This window comes from Sphingomonas tagetis (genome assembly GCF_024211275.1).
Classification (GTDB): domain Bacteria; phylum Pseudomonadota; class Alphaproteobacteria; order Sphingomonadales; family Sphingomonadaceae; genus Sphingomonas; species Sphingomonas tagetis.
The window spans coordinates 61304-79035 of record NZ_JAMLDX010000021.1; the positions used below are offsets into that span (position 1 = coordinate 61304).

Below are 17732 nucleotides of genomic sequence, written 5' to 3' on the forward strand. Positions count from 1 at the left end.
CTGAGTGGGTGGCCGGGTGGGGGAGCGGGCCGGCGCGGCCAACGAACGAGGATGATATGAGCGGCTGGCATATCGGGGTCATCGGCGGATCGGGACTGTACGGGGTTGAGGGGATCGAGGGCGGCGAATGGGTGAGCGTAACCTCACCCTGGGGTGAGCCGTCTGACGAAATCTTCACCGGGCGGCTTGGGGCCGCGCGCGTGTCGTTCCTGCCGCGGCACGGGCGCGGGCACCGCATCTCGCCCGAGGCGCTCAACGCCCGAGCCAATATCGACTGCCTCAAGCGGCTCGGCGTCACCGACGTGCTGGCGGTATCGTCGGTCGGCGGGCTGACCGAGGCGCGCGCGCCGGGGACGTTCAGCATGGTCGACCAGTTCATCGACCGCACAAAGGGACGCCCGTCGAGTTTCTTCGGCACCGGCATGGTCGCGCATGTCTCGATGGCCGATCCGGTATGCCCGCGCTTGTCCGCGCTCGCCGCCGATGCGGCGGAGGCGGCAGGCGCGAGCGTGCATCGCGGCGGGACCTATCTCGCGATGGAGGGGCCGCAATTCTCGACGCGCGCGGAGAGCCATCTCTATCGCAGCTGGGGTTGCGACGTGATCGGCATGACCGCGATGCCCGAGGCCAAGCTCGCGCGCGAGGCTGAGCTGCCCTATGCGCTGGTCGGCATGGTCACGGACTATGATTGCTGGCGCGAGGAGGAGGACGCGGTCGATGTCGCGCAGATCATCGCGCAATTGTCGGCCAATGCCGAAAAGGCGCGGGCGATGGTGGTGAATCTGCTGCGTGCGCTGCCCGAGACGCGCGAGGCGTCGCCGATCGACACCTGCCTCGATACCGCGCTGATCACCGCGCCGAATGTCCGCGATCCGGCGCTGCTGGCCAAGCTCGACGCAGTGGCCGGACGCGCGCTGGGTTAGCTCAGCATCTCCGCGAGCGCCCTCGCGACATTCTCGATCGTATAAGGTTTTTGCACCACCGGGCGGCCGCGGTGCTGGTCGGGGAATTGCGCCTGCTCGCCATAGCCGGTGGCGAACATGAAGGGCACGTCGCGGCCGAGCAACGCGTCGGCAATCGGGAAGCTGTTGCCGTTGCCGAGGTTGATGTCGAGGATCGCGACGGTCGGCGGCGACGCGGCGATCAGGTCGAGCGCGGCATCGACCGAGGCGGCGGTGACGACGTCGTCGGCGCCGAGCCGCGTCGCGATATCCTCGGCGTCGAGCGCGATGATCAGGCTGTCCTCGACCAGCAGCAGCCGCTGGCCGGCGAGCAGGTCGGCAGGCGGCTCCTCGCGGTGCCCGGGGCTGGTACGGGCGAAGCGGATCGCCGGTCCGTTCGGGTCGCGCGGCTCGGACACATGACGCGCGGGAATGCAGAAATCGGCCTCGAAGCCAGCCTTCTCGTAGCGCACGCGTGCTTCACCGCCGAGGTCATAAGGCACCGAGCGTTCGATGATCGTGGTGCCGAAGCCCTTGCGTGACGGCTTGCGCACGGCCGGCCCGCCGACATCGCGCCAGTGGATTTCGAGGTCGCCGCGCTCGGTGCGCGCCCAGCCTAGCCGTACCGAGCCTTCCGGCACCGACAGGCTGCCATATTTGGTCGAGTTGGTGACCAGTTCGTGCAGGATCAGCGCCATCGTCGAATAGGCCTGCGGATTGAGCAGCACCGGCTCGCCCTCGCCGACCAGCCGCTCGCCATCCTCGATGAACGCGGCCGCCTCGGCATCGATCAGCGCTTGAAGCGAGGCGGGGCCCCAATGATCCTCGGTGATCTGGTTGTGCGCGCGGGCGAGTGCATGGATGCGGCCATCGACCACCTTCACGAAGGATTTGACCGCCGCGTCGCTCGGCTGTGACTGGCGGATCAGCCCGCGGATCAGGCCGAGGATGTTGCGCACGCGATGGTTGAGCTCGGCGATGAGCAGCTCCTGCCGCGCGCTCGCCTGCTGGCGCTCGGCCGACGCTTCGTCGGAGAGTCGCAGCACCACTTCGATCAGCGTCGCGCGCAGCGTCTCGGCGACGCGCAGCTCGGATGCGGTGAAGGGCTGCGAGCGGCCGCGCACGAGCTCCTTCCATTCTTCGAAGCTCTCGCGCGGGGTCAGGCGCGGGCCGTTGGGGCCATATTCGACCGGCTTGTGCGGATCGCCGGCCCAGCGCACCGAGCGCACCAGTTCCGAGCGGAACAGCACGACATAATCGCGCGGGGATCGCGAGATCGGGATGGCGAGCAGGCCGGCGGTGCCGTCGGCGAACTTTTCCGCATCGGCGATCAGCGTTCCGATATGGTCGGTCGCATAGACCTTGCCCGCCGCGGTCGCGTTGAGCGCGCGCACGATGCGGCGGAAATCCTCGGTCGGCGGGGTGATGCCCGAAAAGGCGTAATTGCCGGCCAGCCACACGCCGACGCCATCGGCCGGAATCGCGTGGGTCAGGATGTCGGCGAGCCAGTCGGGATCGCGCAGCAGCGTCTCGTCCGATGCCACCGCGCCCAATAGCTGGTCGGAGATATCGCGCGCGCGGCGTTCGAACTCGACGGTCTGCTGGCGCTCACGGCTTTCGAGCCGCATCGAGAACATCTGGCTGAACAATTCGGTGACCGATCGCCGCTCGAAGCTCGGGCAGCGCGGCGAATAATGGTGGCAGGCGAACAGGCCCCACAGCTTGCCGTCGACGAGGATCGAGATCGACATCGATGCGCCGACGCCCATGTTCTTCAAATATTCGATGTGAATCGGCGAGACCGAGCGCAGCAGCGAGAGCGACAGGTCGAGCGGCTCGCCCGCAGCGTCGAGCTGCGGTTCGATCGGCACCGGCACGGCGTCCACATCGGCGATCACGCGCAGCAGGTTGCGCGTGTAGAGGATGCGCGCCTGCGCCGGGATGTCGCTCGCCGGATAGTGCAGACCGAGGAAGCGGCCAATTCCGGGCTTGCACGCTTCGGCCACGACCTCGCCGGAGCCGTCGGTCGCGAAGCGATAGACCATCACCCGGTCGAACCCGACCAGCGCGCGGACCTGACGCGCGCCCTCGCGGAAGAAAGTGGCGAGATCGCCGCACTGGTCGAGCCGCGCGATCATCGAGCGCACCATGCCGGTGACGTCGCCATGCTCGCCGCTCGTCGGCTCGGCCTCGATCACGACGTTGCCGCCGGACAGATGGACGGCGATGTCGAACCGGGTGTCCGCCTCGGTCAGCCGGATCCCGAACAGCCGCTCGACCGAATCCGGCCCGCGCAGCAGTGCGGTGCGGTTGCGCAATTCGTGGATCGCGCCGGGCAGCAACACCTCGTGGATCGGCTTGCCGATGACGTCGGCCGGCGCCTGACCCAGATATTGGTCGAGATTGGCGGATGCGCGCGCCACCATCCAGTCGGCGGTCAGCGCGAGCAGGAACCCGACGGGCTGGATCGAACCCAGAATGTGAATCGGCTCACGGTCGCAATTGGTGAGGTCGACGGTTCGGCTATCGGCCAAGCTGGGTCCCTTCCTGCCGGGCGCCCGCTTCGAACAGGGCGAACACGCTGCGGGCGCCATCGCTGGCAGCCGTCCGTTGCTCGTCCGAAATCAACAACTTGTCCAGTATCTCGATCAACGTCCGCCACATTCCCGCATCGCTGGAGCCGATGAAGGCGCGGGGAAAATCGGCAGGAACCGATCGCGCGAGCATCCTGCCGCCCAGGCGTGATCCCTCCAGAACGTAGATCGCGCCCAAAATTTCCTCACGGCTGCGAAATAAAGGGCGGCTGGCCGTGTCCGGCGGGGTCACGCCGAGCGCGTCGAGGTCGGCGAGCAGCGATTGCGAGCGGCGGCGCGCGGGCCAGTCGGGGACGATGTCATGCGGCCCGGCACCGTCGATCGCGGCTTCGACCGGCAGGAAGCCATGGGCCTGAGCGCGCAGAAAGCCCGAATAGCCTTCGCGCGTCGTCAGATCGAAGGCGGAGAAGGCGCGATCGACTCGCTCGTGGTCGGCGGCGGTGGCGGCGCGCAGGGCGTGGCGGGCGTCGGGGGAATCGGTCATCGCATCGGCTGTCGGCGCGGTATCAAGTCAGCGCAAGGGGGCAGCGGCCCAGTGCCCGATCCGCGCGAGGATTTCGCGCCGTCGCTCGTCGCTTGCGAGCGACCATTCGGCGATCTCGCCCAGCGTGCGGCCACAGCCTTCGCACAGCCCGTCACGGCGCATGCGGCAGATGCTGACGCAGGGGCTGGCGACGGCGGGCAACGGGGTGAAGTCGAGGAAATCCTCGTCTTCAGGCGCTGGACTCACGCCGGAATCGTGAACTGCAGGAAGTCGGGAACGGGGCCGTTCCAGCCCTCGTCGGGACCCCCATCCTCGTTGGCGCCACGCTGGTCGCGGCTGCGGTCGCGGCGGGGGCGTTCCTCGGCGCGTGGCGTGCGCGGGTCGGCGGGCCGCGGCTCACGGCGAGGCTCCTCGCGGGCTTCGCGCGGCGCTTCGGGCTTCGCTTCCGCCTTGGACTCGGGCTTCGGCTTTTCGGCCTTGGGCTTTTCGTTCCTGGCCTTGCGGCCGCGCGGCTTCTTCGCTTCCTCCGGCTCGCCGGCCGGCAGCTCGCCGAAGCGCTCGATCTTGGTGCCCTGCAGCTTCTCGATATTCTCGATCGCCTCAGCGTCCGCGCTCGAAACCAAGGTATAGGCGGTGCCGGTCGCGCCAGCGCGGCCGGTGCGGCCGATGCGGTGGACATAATCGTCCGGGTGCCACGGCGCGTCGAAGTTGAAGACGTGGCTCACGCCCTTGATGTCGAGCCCACGGGCCGCGACGTCGGACGCCACCAGGATGTTGACGTCGCCCGCCTTGAACCGGTCGAGCTCGGCGATGCGCGACGACTGGTCCATGTCGCCATGGATCTCGGCCGAGCGGTAACCGTGCTGCTTGAGGCTCTTGTTGAGTTCGCGCACCGTCGTCTTGCGGTTGCAGAAGATGATCGCGGTGCGCACATCCTCGCGCTCGAGCAGCTTGCGCAGCGTTTCGCGCTTGGCGGCGGCGCTGTTCCCGACTGGCACGAGCCGCTGGGTGATGTTGGTGTTGGTCGAGGCGGGGCGCGCGACCTCGATCGTCTTGGGGTTCGACAGGAACTTGTCGGCCAGCTTCTTGATCGGCGGCGGCATCGTCGCCGAGAACAGCAACGTCTGGCGGTTCGCGGGCAGCTTGGTGCAGATATTCTCGATATCGGGAATGAACCCCATGTCGAGCATGCGGTCGGCCTCGTCGATCACCAGCAGATTGCAGCCGGTCAGCAGGATCTTGCCGCGCTCGAACAGGTCCATCAGCCGGCCGGGCGTCGCGATGAGGACGTCGACGCCCTTCTCCAGCGCCTTGACCTGATCGCCCATCTGCACGCCGCCGATGAGGAGGGCCATGCTGAGCTTGTGGTTCTTGCCGTATTTCTCGAAATTCTCGGCGACCTGCGCGGCCAGCTCGCGCGTCGGCTCGAGGATCAGGCTGCGCGGCATCCGCGCGCGGCTGCGGCCTTCGGACAGGATGTCGATCATCGGCAGCACGAAGCTGGCCGTCTTGCCGGTGCCGGTCTGGGCAATGCCGATCAGGTCGCGCATCATCAGCACCGACGGGATCGCCTGGCGCTGAATCGCCGTCGGTTCCGAATAGCCGGACGCTTCGACCGTCTTCAGCAATTCGTCGGAGAGGCCGAGATCGGCAAAGCTCATCAAGTTGTCCGGAATAAGCGGGCGCAAGCCCGGCCACAGTTAGCGCGGCGCATTGAGGAAATAGCGCGCAAAGTCAAGGAAAGTTGGTGTTCTTACCGCTCGGGGATGAGCGTGCGGAACGACTTGATCTGGCATTCGCCGCCGGCGCGCGAGCGGAAGGTGTCGCGCTTGGCGCAGACCATGCCGTCCTTGGTCGGCTTGACATAGAAGCCCGAATAGAAATCGAGCGCGGGGCATTCCTTGCCCAGCTTGGCGCGGATGCGCTTGCCGCCCGCCATCACCAGATCGACGCTGTCGGAACGCGTGATCGCGGCGCCGGCCAGCCGGTTCATCTGCACACACTTGTCCGAGTCCTTTTCGACCCAGGCGATCGGCGGGAGCGGCGCAGCGGGGGCGGAGATGCGGCGGATCGCATCGGGGCGGGGGACGCGGATGACGATATGCTGCTGGATCCGCACCTGCGCGACTCGCATGCCATTGAGCGACGCCGGCGCGCTCGTCCGGCCCGGATCGGGCAGGGCAGCGGGCGGCAGCAGCAACGCGGCAGCGACGACGAGCAGGTTCACCATGTCATGTTGCCAATAGCGGCGACGCTTGAACAGTGCATGAATTGTAGGCGGTGCCGCGTCATGATAGCCCGCGCCGCATGAGCGATGCACAGCGGCAACTGGTCGAGGCGGTGACCGCGCGGTTCGGGCCGAAGGCGGCGGTGACCGACCGCGACGCCATCGCGCCCTGGCTGGGCGACTGGCGCGGGCGCTATCATGGCGAGGCGGCGGCGATCCTGCAGCCGGGTTCGACGGACGAGGTCGCTGCGATCGTGACCCTGGCGGCTAAGCTCGGCGTGGCGCTGGTGCCGCAGGGCGGCAATACGTCGATGGTCGGCGGCGCGACGCCGCCTGCCGACGGATCGGCGCTGATCCTGTCGCTGCGGCGGATGAACCGCGTGCGGCGGCTGGCCGCGGCGGAAAATCTGGCTGAGGTCGAGGCTGGGGTGATCCTCGCCGACCTGCACGACGCGGCGCTGGCGCAGGGGCGCCGCTTTCCGCTGACGCTCGGCGCCAAGGGCAGCGCAACGGTGGGCGGGCTGGTCTCGACCAATGCCGGAGGGACGCAGGTGCTGCGCTTCGGCACGATGCGCGGGCTGGTGCTGGGGCTGGAGGCGGTGCTGCCCGACGGATCGGTCCATGACGGGCTGGCCGCGCTCAAGAAGGACAATCGCGGCTACGACCTCAATCAGCTGCTGATCGGCGCGGAGGGGACGCTCGGCGTGGTGACCGCCGCGAGTTTGCGGCTCGTCCCTGCGGTGATGGCGCGCGCGGTGGCGTGGGCCGGGGTCGAGTCGCCGCATGCCGCGCTCGAACTGTTGCGCTCGATGGAGGGCGCGGCGGAGGCGATCGAGAGCTTCGAGATCGTCCCGGCGCATTCGCTTGCCCTGGTGTTGCAGCATATTCCGGGCACGCGTGCGCCATTGGCCGGTGCGCATCCCTGGCATGTGCTGATCGAAGCCGTCGCCACCGGTGCGGACGCCGAGCCACCCGCCGCCTTGCTCGAGCGGCTGCTCGCGGCGGCATTCGAACGCGCACTGGCGCGTGACGCGGCGATCGCGGCGAGCGAGGCGCAAGCCGAGGCGTTCTGGCGGATTCGCGACTCGATCTCCGAAGCCGAGCGCGCCAGCGGCCCGGCGTTGCAGCACGACATTTCGGTGCCCGTGGCGGGCATGCCGGATTTCATGATCGACGGCGCGAAGGCGGTCGAAGCGGCGTTCCCGGGCACGAGCGCCGGCGCATTCGGGCATCTCGGCGACGGCAATGTGCATTTCCACGTCCGCGCGCCCGCGGACAGTCCGGTGGACTGGGCGGCGCGCCATTCCGGCGTGATCAGCCCGTTCGTGCATGACCTCGTCGTCGCGGCGGGCGGCTCGATCTCGGCGGAACATGGCATCGGTCAGATGAAGCGTGACGAACTGGCGCGTTTGTCTTCGCCCGCGCGAATGCATGCGCTAAAGGCGATCAAGCGCGCCTTCGATCCGGGCAATCTGTTCAATCCGGGCAAGCTCGTTTCCCTTGCGCCGGACGGTGCGGATCAATAGACGGCGCCAATTCGAATTCAGGAGATTTCCATGGCCAGCGCGCCGCAAGCTCAGGGGCTTCCGCTCTTCTACAACGACCTGCAGCCGCTTTCGAGCGATCTGCACGCCAATTACAAGATTCGCCGCGCCGAGACGGCGCCGTTCCTCGCCAAGCAGCATGCGGTGCCGCTGACGGTCGAGGAATTTCCGCTGGTGCAGCGTTACCTGCCGATCGTGTTCTCGATGGGCGACGAACCGGTGCCGCTCGGGCTGATGGGCCTCAACGAGGGCATCAACGTCTTTTTCGACGCCGACGGCAAGTTCCGCGAGAACGAGCCCTTCTACATCCCGGCCTATATCCGCCGCTATCCCTACATGCTGGCGCGGCTGCGCCCGGATGCGGAAGAACTGTCGCTGTGCTTCGACCCGACCTCCGACTCGATCGGTGATTTCGAGGAAGGCGAGGCGCTGTTCGAGGACGGCAAGCCGAGCGAGCTGGTCCAGCAGGTGCTCAAGTTCAACGAGGACTTCGAGATCGCCGGGCAGAAGACCAACGCGTTCATGAAGGAGCTCAAGGAGCTCGGCCTGCTGATGGACGGCGAAGTCTCGATCCAGCCCGATGGCGCGGCGCAGCCGTACATCTATCGCGGCTTCCAGATGATCGACGAGAACAAGCTCAACGAAATGCGCGGCGACCAGCTGCGCAAGATCGTCCAGAACGGCATGCTGCCGCTGATCTATGCGCACCTCTTCTCGCTCAACCTGATGCGCGAAATTTTCGGGCGTCAGATGCAGCAGGGTGCGGTCGCGCAGCAGGAACAGCCTGCGGCCTGATTCTTTTCGAGCGATTGCGAACCGCCGGTACGCGCCCCACATGGGTCGCGTGCCGGCGGTTTTGCATTTTACGCCTGCGAATGAAGGTCTTGCCGGTCATTTCCACTCGACTCGTCGCATTTCGAGATGTGGCCTTGAAGACACGGTCAAGCTTTCCTATATGTTGTTTAGTACGGTTTCGTGTCCCCCCTTTCGCGGGACCGTGCGGCACGCCCTCGGGCGTGTCTCCTCCCTGAACCTTGGCCGCCCGGTGGTAACACCGGGCGGTTTTTTCTTGGGCGCTTTTGAAGGTTGCGGCACCGGCCCGCTCCCCCACCCGGCCACCCAACGCCAGTATCCTATGGGTGGCCGGGTGGGGGAGCGGGCCGGTGCCGCTTCCGCATTAGCGGAAAACGATTCTATTCCGCCGCCGCGGCCAGCGGCAGCGCTTCGTCCGCGACCGCATCGATGATCCGCCGCAGCAGCGCGGCGGCGGCGTCGAAGCCCGGGCCGGGCTGGTCGCGCTTGCGGTCGAGGTAGAGCGTGCGGTCGACCTCGATCTGCAGCGCATGGATGTTGCGGCCGAGATCGGCGTGGCGGTCGAGCACATGGCCGCCGGCATAGGGCGTGTTGACCGCAGTGCGGATCCGCGCGGCATGGGCGACGCCCTCGATCCGGCTGACGAACCGGCTCGCCGCCGAGCGCCCGAACCGGTCGCCGATCACGATGCGCGCGCCGCCGCTGGCGAGCGGGGGCATCGAATGGATGTCGAGCAGCACCGCGACCCCGAACCGCGCCTGCGCCGCGGCGAGCGCGTCGGCGATCAGGGCGTGAAACGGGCGGTGATCGCGCACGATGCGCTCGCGCACTTCCTCGTCGGCGAAGCGCCGCCGCCACAGCTCCGCCCCGCCCGCGCGACGCGGCACGAGGCCGAGTCCGCTGCGCAGCTTGAGCGACTGCGCGCCCTCCGGCACCGGCTCGGCGCCGTCGTCGACGCGCGAATCGCGCTCATGCTCGGCGCGGTTGAGGTCGATCCACGCCCGCGCGCGATTCGCCACGATCAGCGTCTCCCCGCCATGCGCGGCGAGCGCGAGCGTATCGGCGTGGCGGTCCTCGAGCGGGAGCAGCGTGGGCAGCGGCACGCGCAGCGCGGCGCGCAGCGGCAGCGGATAGTCGCGCCCGGCATGCGGCACGGAAAGGACCACCGGCGACACCGGCTCGGCCGGACCGTGACGGGTGAAGGGCGGGGCGCCGGAACTCACGCCGCGACCCTATGCGGCGGACTGCGCGCGCGCAACGCACGCGTGGCTGGAAAATCTTAAGCCCTTGGCGCATAGAATAGCGGCTGGACGACGGGGTGGCGATGATCAGGATTCTTCTGGCCGAGGACGACCGGGTGATGCGCGAGTATCTGACGCGTGCGCTCGAGCGCTCGGGCTATGCCGTGTCCGCGGTCGACCGCGGCACCGCGGCGCTGCCGCTGATCCAGACCGAACGCTTCGACCTGCTGCTGACCGACATCGTCATGCCCGAGATGGATGGGATCGAACTGGCGCAGAAGGCCGGCGAGATCGCGCCCGACATGCGCGTGATGTTCATCACCGGCTTTGCCGCGGTGACGCTGCGCGCCGGCAAGCAGGTGCCCGACGCGCGCGTGCTGTCCAAACCGTTCCACCTGCGTGACCTGGTGCTGGAGGTCGACCGGCTGTTCGAGATGGAGCGGGTGCCGAGCCGCAACTAAGTTTTTAGGCGCGGCTTGCATGGGGGACGGCCCCCCGCTAAAGCGCCGCTTCCCGAGATTCGCCGCAAGGCGCAGTGGGCGTGTAGCTCAGTGGTAGAGCACTGTGTTGACATCGCAGGGGTCGCAAGTTCAATCCTTGCCACGCCCACCATCATAAAAGCCCGCTAGCCCAATGGGTTAGCGGGCTTTTCAAATGCTCGGAGGTAGGATTGCTTTCGAAAGCGGTCCGGTGTGACTCCGGTGTATCGGTCGAACATAGCTGGAACGAAATAGGTTCGTGGCGAATGTTGAAGCCCGGCGGTCAGTATGCCAAGCGGTCATTGTCCCCTACCGCAATGGGCGTTTGGGCGGTTACCAGCTCAAGGTCGATCCAGTCGCCTGTCTGCGCGACTTTCGTGATGACCGATTGTGCAGGTATGAACCTATGCTCGACCAGCTGACCCAAGCGCTTGCCCGGGAGTGAGCCGATGACAGTTTGGGGGATGCCTTCGACATTCAGCGAAAGGCTGCTGTCTTGGAAACTCCAGTCTTGCACACCGTCATTGATCCACGCTTTGAGGACTCCATTATCCCAATATAGTCCGGCAAATGCTCCCCCGACGTCCGAGCTGCTGAGACTGATGTGATGATCATCGTCATCGCGTATCAGCGCCAGCGCCTCATTGAGCGAGAGATCAGAAACTTCCAAGATTTTGGCCGCGGTGGCATCGATCCATGCGTCGCCCCCAGAAGCGTTCGCTCGGAATAATACGGCTTCCCGGCGAGCATGCCGTTCGGCCAGCTTGGCAACTTGGTCCTGCAAGTCTTCAAGGCTAGCGCTCTCGACCTGATCAACACCCCATTTCAGATCATCACCAAGCATCTTCACGTCGGCGATGAAGCTGAACCCAACGTTCCAACGCAACTTCGCGAGTCCGATCGCGACCAACCTAGCCGGATGCACAGATCCTGAGACGGAATGAATGCCAGCATCGGCAGCGGTCCGCACCGCGGCGCCTGCCGCATTCAGATCTTCGATCGAGCAGAACTCGTCGGCTGCCTGCAAGATTTCGCTGATCAAACCGGAGGAGAGTGGCTCGCATTTGTCTCGCACATTGATCACATACCGGAAATCAACGCCCGTCTCGATCAGTGCGGCCGCGCGGATGTGCACGTCATATGCATGCGTGCGGGCATCCGCGATCTCGAAAGGAGCCAGTTGATCAAGGTTTTGCCTGGTCGCGTTGGCCTGCACAACGAGGCCCTCGAGGGCACTAAAAACCTCGGAGACCGCCCCCGATCCGACATTGGTATCGCGTGGTCGAATGGAAGAAGTCGCATTCGCAAGTTCCATGGTCCTGAACCCCTCTCTGATGGTCGGCTTATCGCTACCGGCGATCTGCTAAGCATGCGTTGTTGATAAATTGGGACTGGTCGCTTAGCCGAAGCCTAAGGTGTCCGGCCCGTCGTGCCCGCTGCTGCGGCCTCAAATTTCCTCCGAACCCAGAGGACGACCTTCAAGGCCCTGGAGCCGCTCGTTGTTCATTCAGGGGTGAAAAGTCAGCGAAGATGATGTCCTCCGCAAGTTCATTGAGAACGCGTTGTGGCGAGATGACGCTGCCAGCGCTCTGATAAAAAGGCATCTGTGTCAGTGCTCGACGGCGCGATTGACCAAGCCCTCTCGGGAGATTCCTCTGCGTCGAGAGGAGGCCAATCAACGCAGTGTTCGGCACTGCTGAGTTGCCGGTCCAAGATGCCGCGTCGATCTATCGAACGGTTACGATCAGAGCCTGATCTGCCCGTCTGATACGAGCCCCTACTCGGCCGCTTTTTCGCTGTCAGCAGTCGTAGGCGTCACTGTCATGAGCGTTCCGCGATCCAGAACGCGGCCAATTTGCTAGTCTCAAGAGACTGTTGTGGGTTCGGTTTTCGAGACGGGACAACCGGCTCGACCACAGTGCCACCTGAAGTGCGTTCGGTTGGATGCGCTGGCTTCAGCTCACCATCCATGAGGAGGATGCCGATCTCGGTCGCGGTAGCTCGGCCGTCGAAACCGGCCCGATAGGCTGCATCGATCATCTCCTGGACAGTCATCGTCCCTGCTTCGGCCAGATCTCGTACGAGCCGCTGCAATATCGGATCGTGCTCGAACTTGAATGCCTTCATCTCGTATACCGTTGTCACCGCCGTGCTCCATCAGAGTTGCCGCCTCCATGCCGGCCTCAGCTTAGAATGCGGCGCGACGCCTGAAGCTATTGCCGAGCGGGGAACCCACTCGGCAATGCCAGCATTCAGGCGGCCCTTGCCAATTCAGGCAGTCGAAACTCATCGCCGCGTTGCCGTTGTTCGGCCTGGATCTCGAGCAACCGGTCGTAGGCTCGGATCATGGCCGGTCGTGCTGCCTTGAAGTTGCGCGCGGGTGCTTTTTGCAGGCGACGCAGACGCAACTCATCGTCAAACTGGTAGGCGCCGAGTTTGAAGCTGTCAGGAACCAGGCGAGCACGACTGTCACGCTTGGATAGCCAGAGCATGCAGTTCTCCATGATGTGGACCTGACCCCCGGCCGCGGCGACAAGCCCGATCTGTGGCACGTTGGGCTCCTCATGCATGAAGTGGATCCAGATGACGGGACGTTGGGTTGTGCGGACGCGGTTGGTGAACTGCATCAATCGGAGCGCATTTGGCTCGCTGCCGGCAATCAGAAGATCGACCTTGTCGATGAATTCGTCGTGCCGTCCTGGTTGACCGGATAGGAGTTGCGCGAAGGCACCCATGTATTGCGCGACCGCCTCCTGTTGGCGTTGCAGTTCTTCGATCATATAACTTCCTTCCTGTTCGAGCCTATTTTCCCCACGCACGGCGGGGCACTGCACTGGATCGGAAAACGGCTTCTCACGCATTGCGCAGACGCGCAGAGGGCGTCCTTGGGGCAGTTGCTACCCAAGGATTGAAGTCAGTTCCGGAAAGAATGGAGGAACGGAAAATTGCCGCTTCCAAGCGGATGGCGTTTACGAACTATTAGTGTCCGAGCCGGTAGGCTCCGCCGGGGCGAGCTTGAAGCTGCATACCTTTTCCCTTCAACCTATTCTCTCAACAACAACGTTGTTGAAGAGCGCGCGAGCGCGTTGCGCTGCGCCCGCAGGCGGCAGCGCCCGGGGGACCATGCCGATCAGGCAGGGTGGCTTCCTTGGCCGTGCGCGTCCGCTAGCTGCCGGTCAACAAAGAGGTCATCGCAGACATTTGCACCGTATTGGCCATTCCGAAAGTGCCGCGGGCTTGGGGGAACCGTGCATCGATCGCGTTCCGGTCAGTGCCCGGCTCACAAGACAAGGCGTTCGGGTTGGACAAGGCGAGCCTGTTCTGATCGACATGACGCCGCCTTTGCGGGTACAGCGCCGTGTAGTAGCTGCCTCCCGATGCATACCGGAGCCGAACTCGACATCCGCCTGCAGCGCGCCGCCTTCAATCGGGCACTGGCAGCCGGCGACCTTCCTGCGATCGGGCCGATCCTTGCATCGACCGCGATACTGGTCGCCGGCACTGACAGCGCGGCGCTGTCAGGCCGTGCCGCCCAGCTCGCGGCTTGGAAACGCGAGTTCGCGGCGCCCAGCCGCTCGATCTATGTCCGCACACCGCATACGATCACGGTCTCCCCGGTAAAGCCGATCGCCTTCGAGCAGGGAGACTGGACCGGAACGACGCTGGGCGGCGTTCATCAAGCTGGCGGCATCTATACGGCCAAGTGGCGGAAGCGGGATGCCGTATGGCGCATCGAGGCCGAGCTGTTCCTGACGCTTTCGTGAAATCAAGCTGCGGCTTCGCGCCTCCCGCACATCGCCGCGGATCGCGTCATGCGGCTGTGGCGCTTTCATAAGCTCGCGCCTCGGCCGTGATCAGTATGTCGGCGAGCATCCAATAGGCCTCACCCCACGCGGCCAGCACCTCGTCTGTAGCTACGTCGTCGCCCAGCACCTCGCGGATCGCGGGCAGCAGCGCGGCGGCGACATGCGGATAGTGCTCGGCCTTCACACCCGTCTGGACGTGGCGCAGCACCATGCGCTCGACCGTCGACCCGAGGTTTTGCAGCCTGTCGATGTTTTTCGCATAAGCGAGGATCGCGCCAGCAAGGCGGCGGGGCTGCTCGCCGCTGACCTGCGCGGCGCGGTCGAACAACGCCTCGATCTCAGAATTTCCGAACAGGCGCCGGTACATGGCCGTGGTTATGGCGACACCGTGCTTTTCCAGCGCGGGAGCGGTAGCTTTGACGATGGCCAGGGCGTCGAGCGAGAGCGTGCGCATTGAATTCTACTCCGGCAAACGGATGGGGCGCGGTTGACCGCGCCCCGGGAGCGGTCAGGCCGCCTTCTTCCAGATCGGCTCGAGCGCGACGTGCGGCGGGCAATCGGCGACCGGGCCGCTCGGCAGGCCGGAGAGCTCGTTGGCGAAGCCGTGGTTGACGTCGCGGTGGTGCGCCTCGTCGGCGCGGACCACCAGCACGACATCGCGCAGCGTCGCGTCGTCGGGCAGGTTCCAGTAATCCTTGGCGGTCTGCGGCGCGGGCACGTTCGGGCTGCGGCCCTCGTCGATCTCGGCTAGGTAGTGCGTGTAGCTGATGACCGCTTCTTCCTCGAAATAGCCGACGACGCGGTGCGCGGTCTTCGAGCTGACGAGGTAGAGGCCGAAGAAGAACAGGTAGAACACCCACTGCACGCCGATGATCACCGCGCGCTCGAACCAGGTCGGCTTCGAGATTTCGATGAACGTCATCAGGTGCATGCGCTCGTTCTCGGCCTCGTCCATCAGCGTCCTGATCCAGCCCTTGTCGTCACAGATGCGGCGCAGGCAGGACAAATGCGTGATTGTCGCGCCGACCATGCCCGGGACCGCCGCGACCGTTTCCAGCACCACGGCGCGGTGGCCATAGCGCTCGGCAAAGAAGGTGTCGGCGGTCCAGCGCAACAGCTTGGTGAAGCCGAATGCGATGCGGTCGGACAGCCCCTTGGGCTGATGATGGACGCCAAGGTCGATATAGGGTGGGATCATCGGTCGTCTCCGGTTCGGTCTGCGTTTCGTGTGACGCCGGACTAGGGCGATGGCGGACGCGCCGAAATTCGGATCATGTCCCTACGTAGTTTTCCGGAGGTGGCGTTCGGCGCGGCGAACCGGCATGAGAGGGGCGTGAACCCGCCGCGCCTGCCCCTGCGCCATACGATCATTCCGTCGCCGCCGCTGCTGGTGACGCTGGCGCTGGCGGCGCTCGCCGTCGCGCTGGGCGCGGGGGTGCGGATCGCCTTCGCGGCCGAGCTGGGGCAGCGCGCGACCTATATCTTCTTCGTACCCGCTGTCGTGCTGGCCAGTGCCTTGAGCGGCTTGCGCGCGGGCGTGGTGGCGAGCATCGCGGGCGCCGCTGTCGGCCTGTGGTGCGACCGCATGATCGGGCCGGTTGCGGCGGGCAGCTGGATCGCGTCCGGCGCGTTCGTCGCGATCGGCTGCGCGATTGCGCTCGGCGGCGAGTGGTTTCAGCGCGCCCGCGCCGAGGCCGAGCGCGTGACCGAGGGGCTGGCGCGGCGCGAGGCACATCTGCGCTCGCTGCTCGACACCGTGCCCGACGCGATCGTGGTGATCGACGAGGGCGGGCTGATCCGCGACTTCAGCCCTGCGGCGACGCGCATGTTCGGCTGGGAGGCGGACGAGGTGCATGGGCGCAACGTCAGCCTGTTGATGCCCGACCCCTATCGCAGCGCGCATGACGGCTATCTCGCGCGCTATTACGATACCGGCGAAAAGCGCATCATCGGCAAGGGCCGCGTCGTGGTCGGCGCGCGCAGGGACGGCTCGACCTTTCCACTGGAGTTGGCGGTGGGCGAGATGCGCGTCGGCGGCCAGCGCCATTTCACCGGCTTCATACGCGACCTGACCGAGCGCCAGCAGGCCGAGGCGCGGCTGCAGGAATTGCAGGCCGAACTGGTGCACGTCTCGCGCCTCACCGCGCTGGGCGAGATGGCATCGGCGCTAGCGCATGAGCTTAACCAGCCGCTGTCGGCCATCGCCAACTATCTGAAGGGCAGTCGCATGCTGCTCGCGCGCGACAACGTGCCGCTAGATCGGATCGGCGACGCAATCGAGCGCGCCGGCGAACAGGCGTTGCGCGCGGGCGATATCATCCGCCGGCTGCGCGAATTCGTCGCGCGTGGCGAGACCGAGCGCGCGGTCGAAAGCCTGCCCAAGCTGGTCGAGGAAGCGAGCGCGCTCGCGCTGGTCGGGGTCAAGGAACATGGCATTCGCGTGCGCTATGATTTCAGCCCGGAGGTCGATCTGGTGCTGGCGGACAAGGTGCAGATTCAGCAGGTGCTGCTCAACCTGGTGCGCAACGCGGTCGATGCGATGACGGCGGCAACAAGTCCGCTGCGGGAACTCACCATCACGATCGCGCCAGCGGAGGACGACATGGCGGAGGTTATCGTCGCCGATACCGGGCCAGGGATCGATCCGGAAGTAGCCGACCGCCTGTTCCAGCCCTTTGTCACCACCAAGCGCACCGGCATGGGCGTCGGCCTGTCGATCTCTCGCACGATCGTCGAGGCGCATGGCGGACGCATCTGCGCGCGCGCGCGCGAGGGTGGCGGGGCGGTATTCGAACTGACGCTCCGCCGCGTGGGGCAAGAGGAGCTATATGATGACGAGTGACCCGATCGTCTATGTGATCGACGACGACGAGGCGGCGCGGCATTCGCTCGAATTCCTGCTCGACTGCGCTGAGATCCGCGTGCGCGCTTTCCCTTCCGCAGACGCGTTTCTGGCAGCTTCTCCGCCGCTCGCTGGCGCATGCATCGTCACTGACGTGCGCATGCCCGGACGCAGCGGGATCGAGCTGGTCGAGGAGATGAAGCGGCGCTGCGCCAGCGTGCCGGTGATCGTCATCACCGGCCATGCCGATGTCCCGCTGGCGATCCAGGCGATGCATGCCGGGGTCGCCGACTTCATCGAAAAACCGTTCGATGACGAAATCATGCTGGCCGCGATCCGCAAGGCGCTGGCGGCGCAGGCCGGCGACGACGCGGCGCGCGGCGAACGCCAGGCGGTCCTCGAGCGCATCGCCGCACTGAGCGGCCGCGAGCGCGAGGTGATGGAGGGGCTGGCGCGCGGCGATGCGAACAAGGCGATTGCCTTCGACCTCGGGATCAGCGCACGCACGGTCGAGGTCTATCGCGCCAACGTCATGCTCAAGATGCAGGCGAGGACGTTGTCCGATCTGGTGCGAATGGTCACAGTCGCTCGCTTGCCCTAGCAAGGGCGCGCTTACCCATGGCGGCTAAGCGCCCCATTGCACGAACCCGCTTCGCGGGAGAGTCGCGTTGGGCGAGGTAGCGCGATACTCATAAGCTTTGGGCGGATGGCATAGCGGTCAGACCATGGATGTTCCTTCAGGAAGAGGAACTTGTCATGGC

The 17732-nt window shown here is 65.8% G+C and carries 18 protein-coding genes and 1 tRNA gene; 8 read left to right on the forward strand and 11 right to left on the reverse strand.

Annotation, left to right across the window (positions count from 1 at the left end):
• Positions 1-56 precede the first annotated feature (56 nt).
• On the forward strand, positions 57-923 hold the full coding sequence (locus tag M9978_RS19905) for an S-methyl-5'-thioadenosine phosphorylase (RefSeq protein WP_254296298.1): 867 nt from the start codon (positions 57-59) through the stop codon (positions 921-923).
• Here the strand turns inward: M9978_RS19905 and M9978_RS19910 are convergent.
• The 5 genes from M9978_RS19910 to M9978_RS19930 all read right to left on the reverse strand — a co-directional run bounded on the left by M9978_RS19910 (position 920) and on the right by M9978_RS19930 (position 6249).
• Complete coding sequence (locus tag M9978_RS19910; RefSeq protein ID WP_254296299.1) at positions 920-3475, reverse strand: HWE histidine kinase domain-containing protein; 2556 nt, start codon at positions 3473-3475, stop codon at positions 920-922. The two genes, M9978_RS19905 and M9978_RS19910, sit on opposite strands and share 4 nt — an antisense overlap.
• Positions 3465-4019: a biliverdin-producing heme oxygenase gene (locus tag M9978_RS19915; protein ID WP_254296300.1), complete on the reverse strand. Its 555-nt coding sequence runs from the start codon at positions 4017-4019 to the stop codon at positions 3465-3467. The genes M9978_RS19910 and M9978_RS19915 overlap by 11 nt, the downstream gene beginning before the upstream one ends.
• A 27-nt stretch (positions 4020-4046) precedes the next feature.
• A complete protein-coding gene (locus M9978_RS19920; RefSeq protein WP_254296301.1) occupies positions 4047-4265 on the reverse strand; it encodes a DUF1289 domain-containing protein in 219 nt (72 codons plus the stop codon).
• Entirely contained in the window at positions 4262-5680 is a 1419-nt protein-coding gene (locus M9978_RS19925) for a DEAD/DEAH box helicase (protein ID WP_254296302.1), read from the reverse strand. The genes M9978_RS19920 and M9978_RS19925 overlap by 4 nt, the downstream gene beginning before the upstream one ends.
• A 92-nt stretch (positions 5681-5772) precedes the next feature.
• Positions 5773-6249, reverse strand: a complete 477-nt coding sequence (locus M9978_RS19930) for a hypothetical protein (RefSeq protein WP_254296303.1) — start codon at positions 6247-6249, stop codon at positions 5773-5775.
• 77 nt (positions 6250-6326) lie between these two features.
• On the opposite strand from M9978_RS19930, the gene M9978_RS19935 reads away from it, so the two are divergent.
• Both M9978_RS19935 and M9978_RS19940 read left to right on the forward strand, forming a co-directional pair.
• Positions 6327-7772 (forward strand): FAD-binding oxidoreductase, encoded by a 1446-nt coding sequence (locus M9978_RS19935; RefSeq protein WP_254296305.1) that lies wholly within the window; start codon positions 6327-6329, stop codon positions 7770-7772.
• A gap of 30 nt (positions 7773-7802) precedes the next feature.
• Positions 7803-8585 (forward strand): SapC family protein, encoded by a 783-nt coding sequence (locus M9978_RS19940; protein WP_254296307.1) that lies wholly within the window; start codon positions 7803-7805, stop codon positions 8583-8585.
• Between the two features lie 398 nt (positions 8586-8983).
• Here M9978_RS19940 and M9978_RS19945 read toward each other — a convergent pair whose 3' ends face one another.
• The gene (locus M9978_RS19945; RefSeq protein WP_254296309.1) at positions 8984-9826 is read right to left on the reverse strand and encodes an N-formylglutamate amidohydrolase; all 843 of its coding nucleotides are present in this window, start codon (positions 9824-9826) and stop codon (positions 8984-8986) included.
• 101 nt (positions 9827-9927) lie between these two features.
• Here M9978_RS19945 and cpdR point away from each other — a divergent pair, with 101 nt between their 5' ends.
• Both cpdR and M9978_RS19955 read left to right on the forward strand, forming a co-directional pair.
• Entirely contained in the window at positions 9928-10305 is a 378-nt protein-coding gene (gene cpdR, locus M9978_RS19950) for a cell cycle two-component system response regulator CpdR (RefSeq protein WP_254296311.1), read from the forward strand.
• 76 nt (positions 10306-10381) lie between these two features.
• Positions 10382-10456 (forward strand) — tRNA-Val (locus M9978_RS19955).
• Positions 10457-10606: 150 nt separating this feature from the next.
• On the opposite strand, the gene M9978_RS19960 is transcribed toward M9978_RS19955, so the two are convergent.
• The 3 genes from M9978_RS19960 to M9978_RS19970 all read right to left on the reverse strand — a co-directional run bounded on the left by M9978_RS19960 (position 10607) and on the right by M9978_RS19970 (position 13103).
• Positions 10607-11638 (reverse strand): hypothetical protein, encoded by a 1032-nt coding sequence (locus M9978_RS19960; protein WP_254296314.1) that lies wholly within the window; start codon positions 11636-11638, stop codon positions 10607-10609.
• Between the two features lie 506 nt (positions 11639-12144).
• Entirely contained in the window at positions 12145-12468 is a 324-nt protein-coding gene (locus tag M9978_RS19965) for a hypothetical protein (protein WP_254296316.1), read from the reverse strand.
• 107 nt (positions 12469-12575) lie between these two features.
• Positions 12576-13103 carry a hypothetical protein gene (locus tag M9978_RS19970; RefSeq protein WP_254296318.1) on the reverse strand — a complete coding sequence of 176 codons (528 nt, stop codon included), beginning with the start codon at positions 13101-13103 and terminating at the stop codon, positions 12576-12578.
• Positions 13104-13700: 597 nt separating this feature from the next.
• On the opposite strand from M9978_RS19970, the gene M9978_RS19975 reads away from it, so the two are divergent.
• Positions 13701-14087 carry a nuclear transport factor 2 family protein gene (locus M9978_RS19975; protein WP_254296320.1) on the forward strand — a complete coding sequence of 129 codons (387 nt, stop codon included), beginning with the start codon at positions 13701-13703 and terminating at the stop codon, positions 14085-14087.
• A 46-nt stretch (positions 14088-14133) separates the two neighbouring features.
• Here M9978_RS19975 and M9978_RS19980 read toward each other — a convergent pair whose 3' ends face one another.
• Together M9978_RS19980 and M9978_RS19985 are read right to left on the reverse strand one after the other, a co-directional pair.
• Positions 14134-14583, reverse strand: coding sequence for a globin domain-containing protein (locus M9978_RS19980; protein ID WP_254296322.1), 450 nt, complete (start codon positions 14581-14583; stop codon positions 14134-14136).
• Between the two features lie 54 nt (positions 14584-14637).
• On the reverse strand, positions 14638-15327 hold the full coding sequence (locus tag M9978_RS19985; protein WP_254296324.1) for an alternative oxidase: 690 nt from the start codon (positions 15325-15327) through the stop codon (positions 14638-14640).
• A 135-nt stretch (positions 15328-15462) separates the two neighbouring features.
• On the opposite strand from M9978_RS19985, the gene M9978_RS19990 reads away from it, so the two are divergent.
• The gene (locus tag M9978_RS19990) at positions 15463-16971 is read left to right on the forward strand and encodes a PAS domain S-box protein (protein WP_436977206.1); all 1509 of its coding nucleotides are present in this window, start codon (positions 15463-15465) and stop codon (positions 16969-16971) included.
• Positions 16961-17572: a response regulator FixJ gene (gene fixJ, locus M9978_RS19995; RefSeq protein ID WP_254296326.1), complete on the forward strand. Its 612-nt coding sequence runs from the start codon at positions 16961-16963 to the stop codon at positions 17570-17572. The genes M9978_RS19990 and fixJ overlap by 11 nt, the downstream gene beginning before the upstream one ends.
• Positions 17573-17732 lie beyond the last annotated feature (160 nt).

Excerpts from the sequence above, each read along its gene's own strand:
- M9978_RS19925 (WP_254296302.1), bottom strand. The coding sequence starts at position 5,680 with ATGAGCTTTGCCGATCTCGGCCTCTCCGACGAATTGCTGAAGACGGTC.
- M9978_RS19975 (WP_254296320.1), top strand. The coding sequence starts at position 13,701 with ATGCATACCGGAGCCGAACTCGACATCCGCCTGCAGCGCGCCGCCTTC.
- M9978_RS19980 (WP_254296322.1), bottom strand. The coding sequence starts at position 14,583 with ATGCGCACGCTCTCGCTCGACGCCCTGGCCATCGTCAAAGCTACCGCT.
- M9978_RS19905 (WP_254296298.1), top strand. The coding sequence starts at position 57 with ATGAGCGGCTGGCATATCGGGGTCATCGGCGGATCGGGACTGTACGGG.
- cpdR (WP_254296311.1), top strand. The coding sequence starts at position 9,928 with ATGATCAGGATTCTTCTGGCCGAGGACGACCGGGTGATGCGCGAGTAT.
- M9978_RS19985 (WP_254296324.1), bottom strand. The coding sequence starts at position 15,327 with ATGATCCCACCCTATATCGACCTTGGCGTCCATCATCAGCCCAAGGGG.
- M9978_RS19960 (WP_254296314.1), bottom strand. The coding sequence starts at position 11,638 with ATGGAACTTGCGAATGCGACTTCTTCCATTCGACCACGCGATACCAAT.
- fixJ (WP_254296326.1), top strand. The coding sequence starts at position 16,961 with ATGACGAGTGACCCGATCGTCTATGTGATCGACGACGACGAGGCGGCG.
- M9978_RS19930 (WP_254296303.1), bottom strand. The coding sequence starts at position 6,249 with ATGGTGAACCTGCTCGTCGTCGCTGCCGCGTTGCTGCTGCCGCCCGCT.
- M9978_RS19935 (WP_254296305.1), top strand. The coding sequence starts at position 6,327 with ATGAGCGATGCACAGCGGCAACTGGTCGAGGCGGTGACCGCGCGGTTC.
- M9978_RS19915 (WP_254296300.1), bottom strand. The coding sequence starts at position 4,019 with ATGACCGATTCCCCCGACGCCCGCCACGCCCTGCGCGCCGCCACCGCC.
- M9978_RS19970 (WP_254296318.1), bottom strand. The coding sequence starts at position 13,103 with ATGATCGAAGAACTGCAACGCCAACAGGAGGCGGTCGCGCAATACATG.
- M9978_RS19940 (WP_254296307.1), top strand. The coding sequence starts at position 7,803 with ATGGCCAGCGCGCCGCAAGCTCAGGGGCTTCCGCTCTTCTACAACGAC.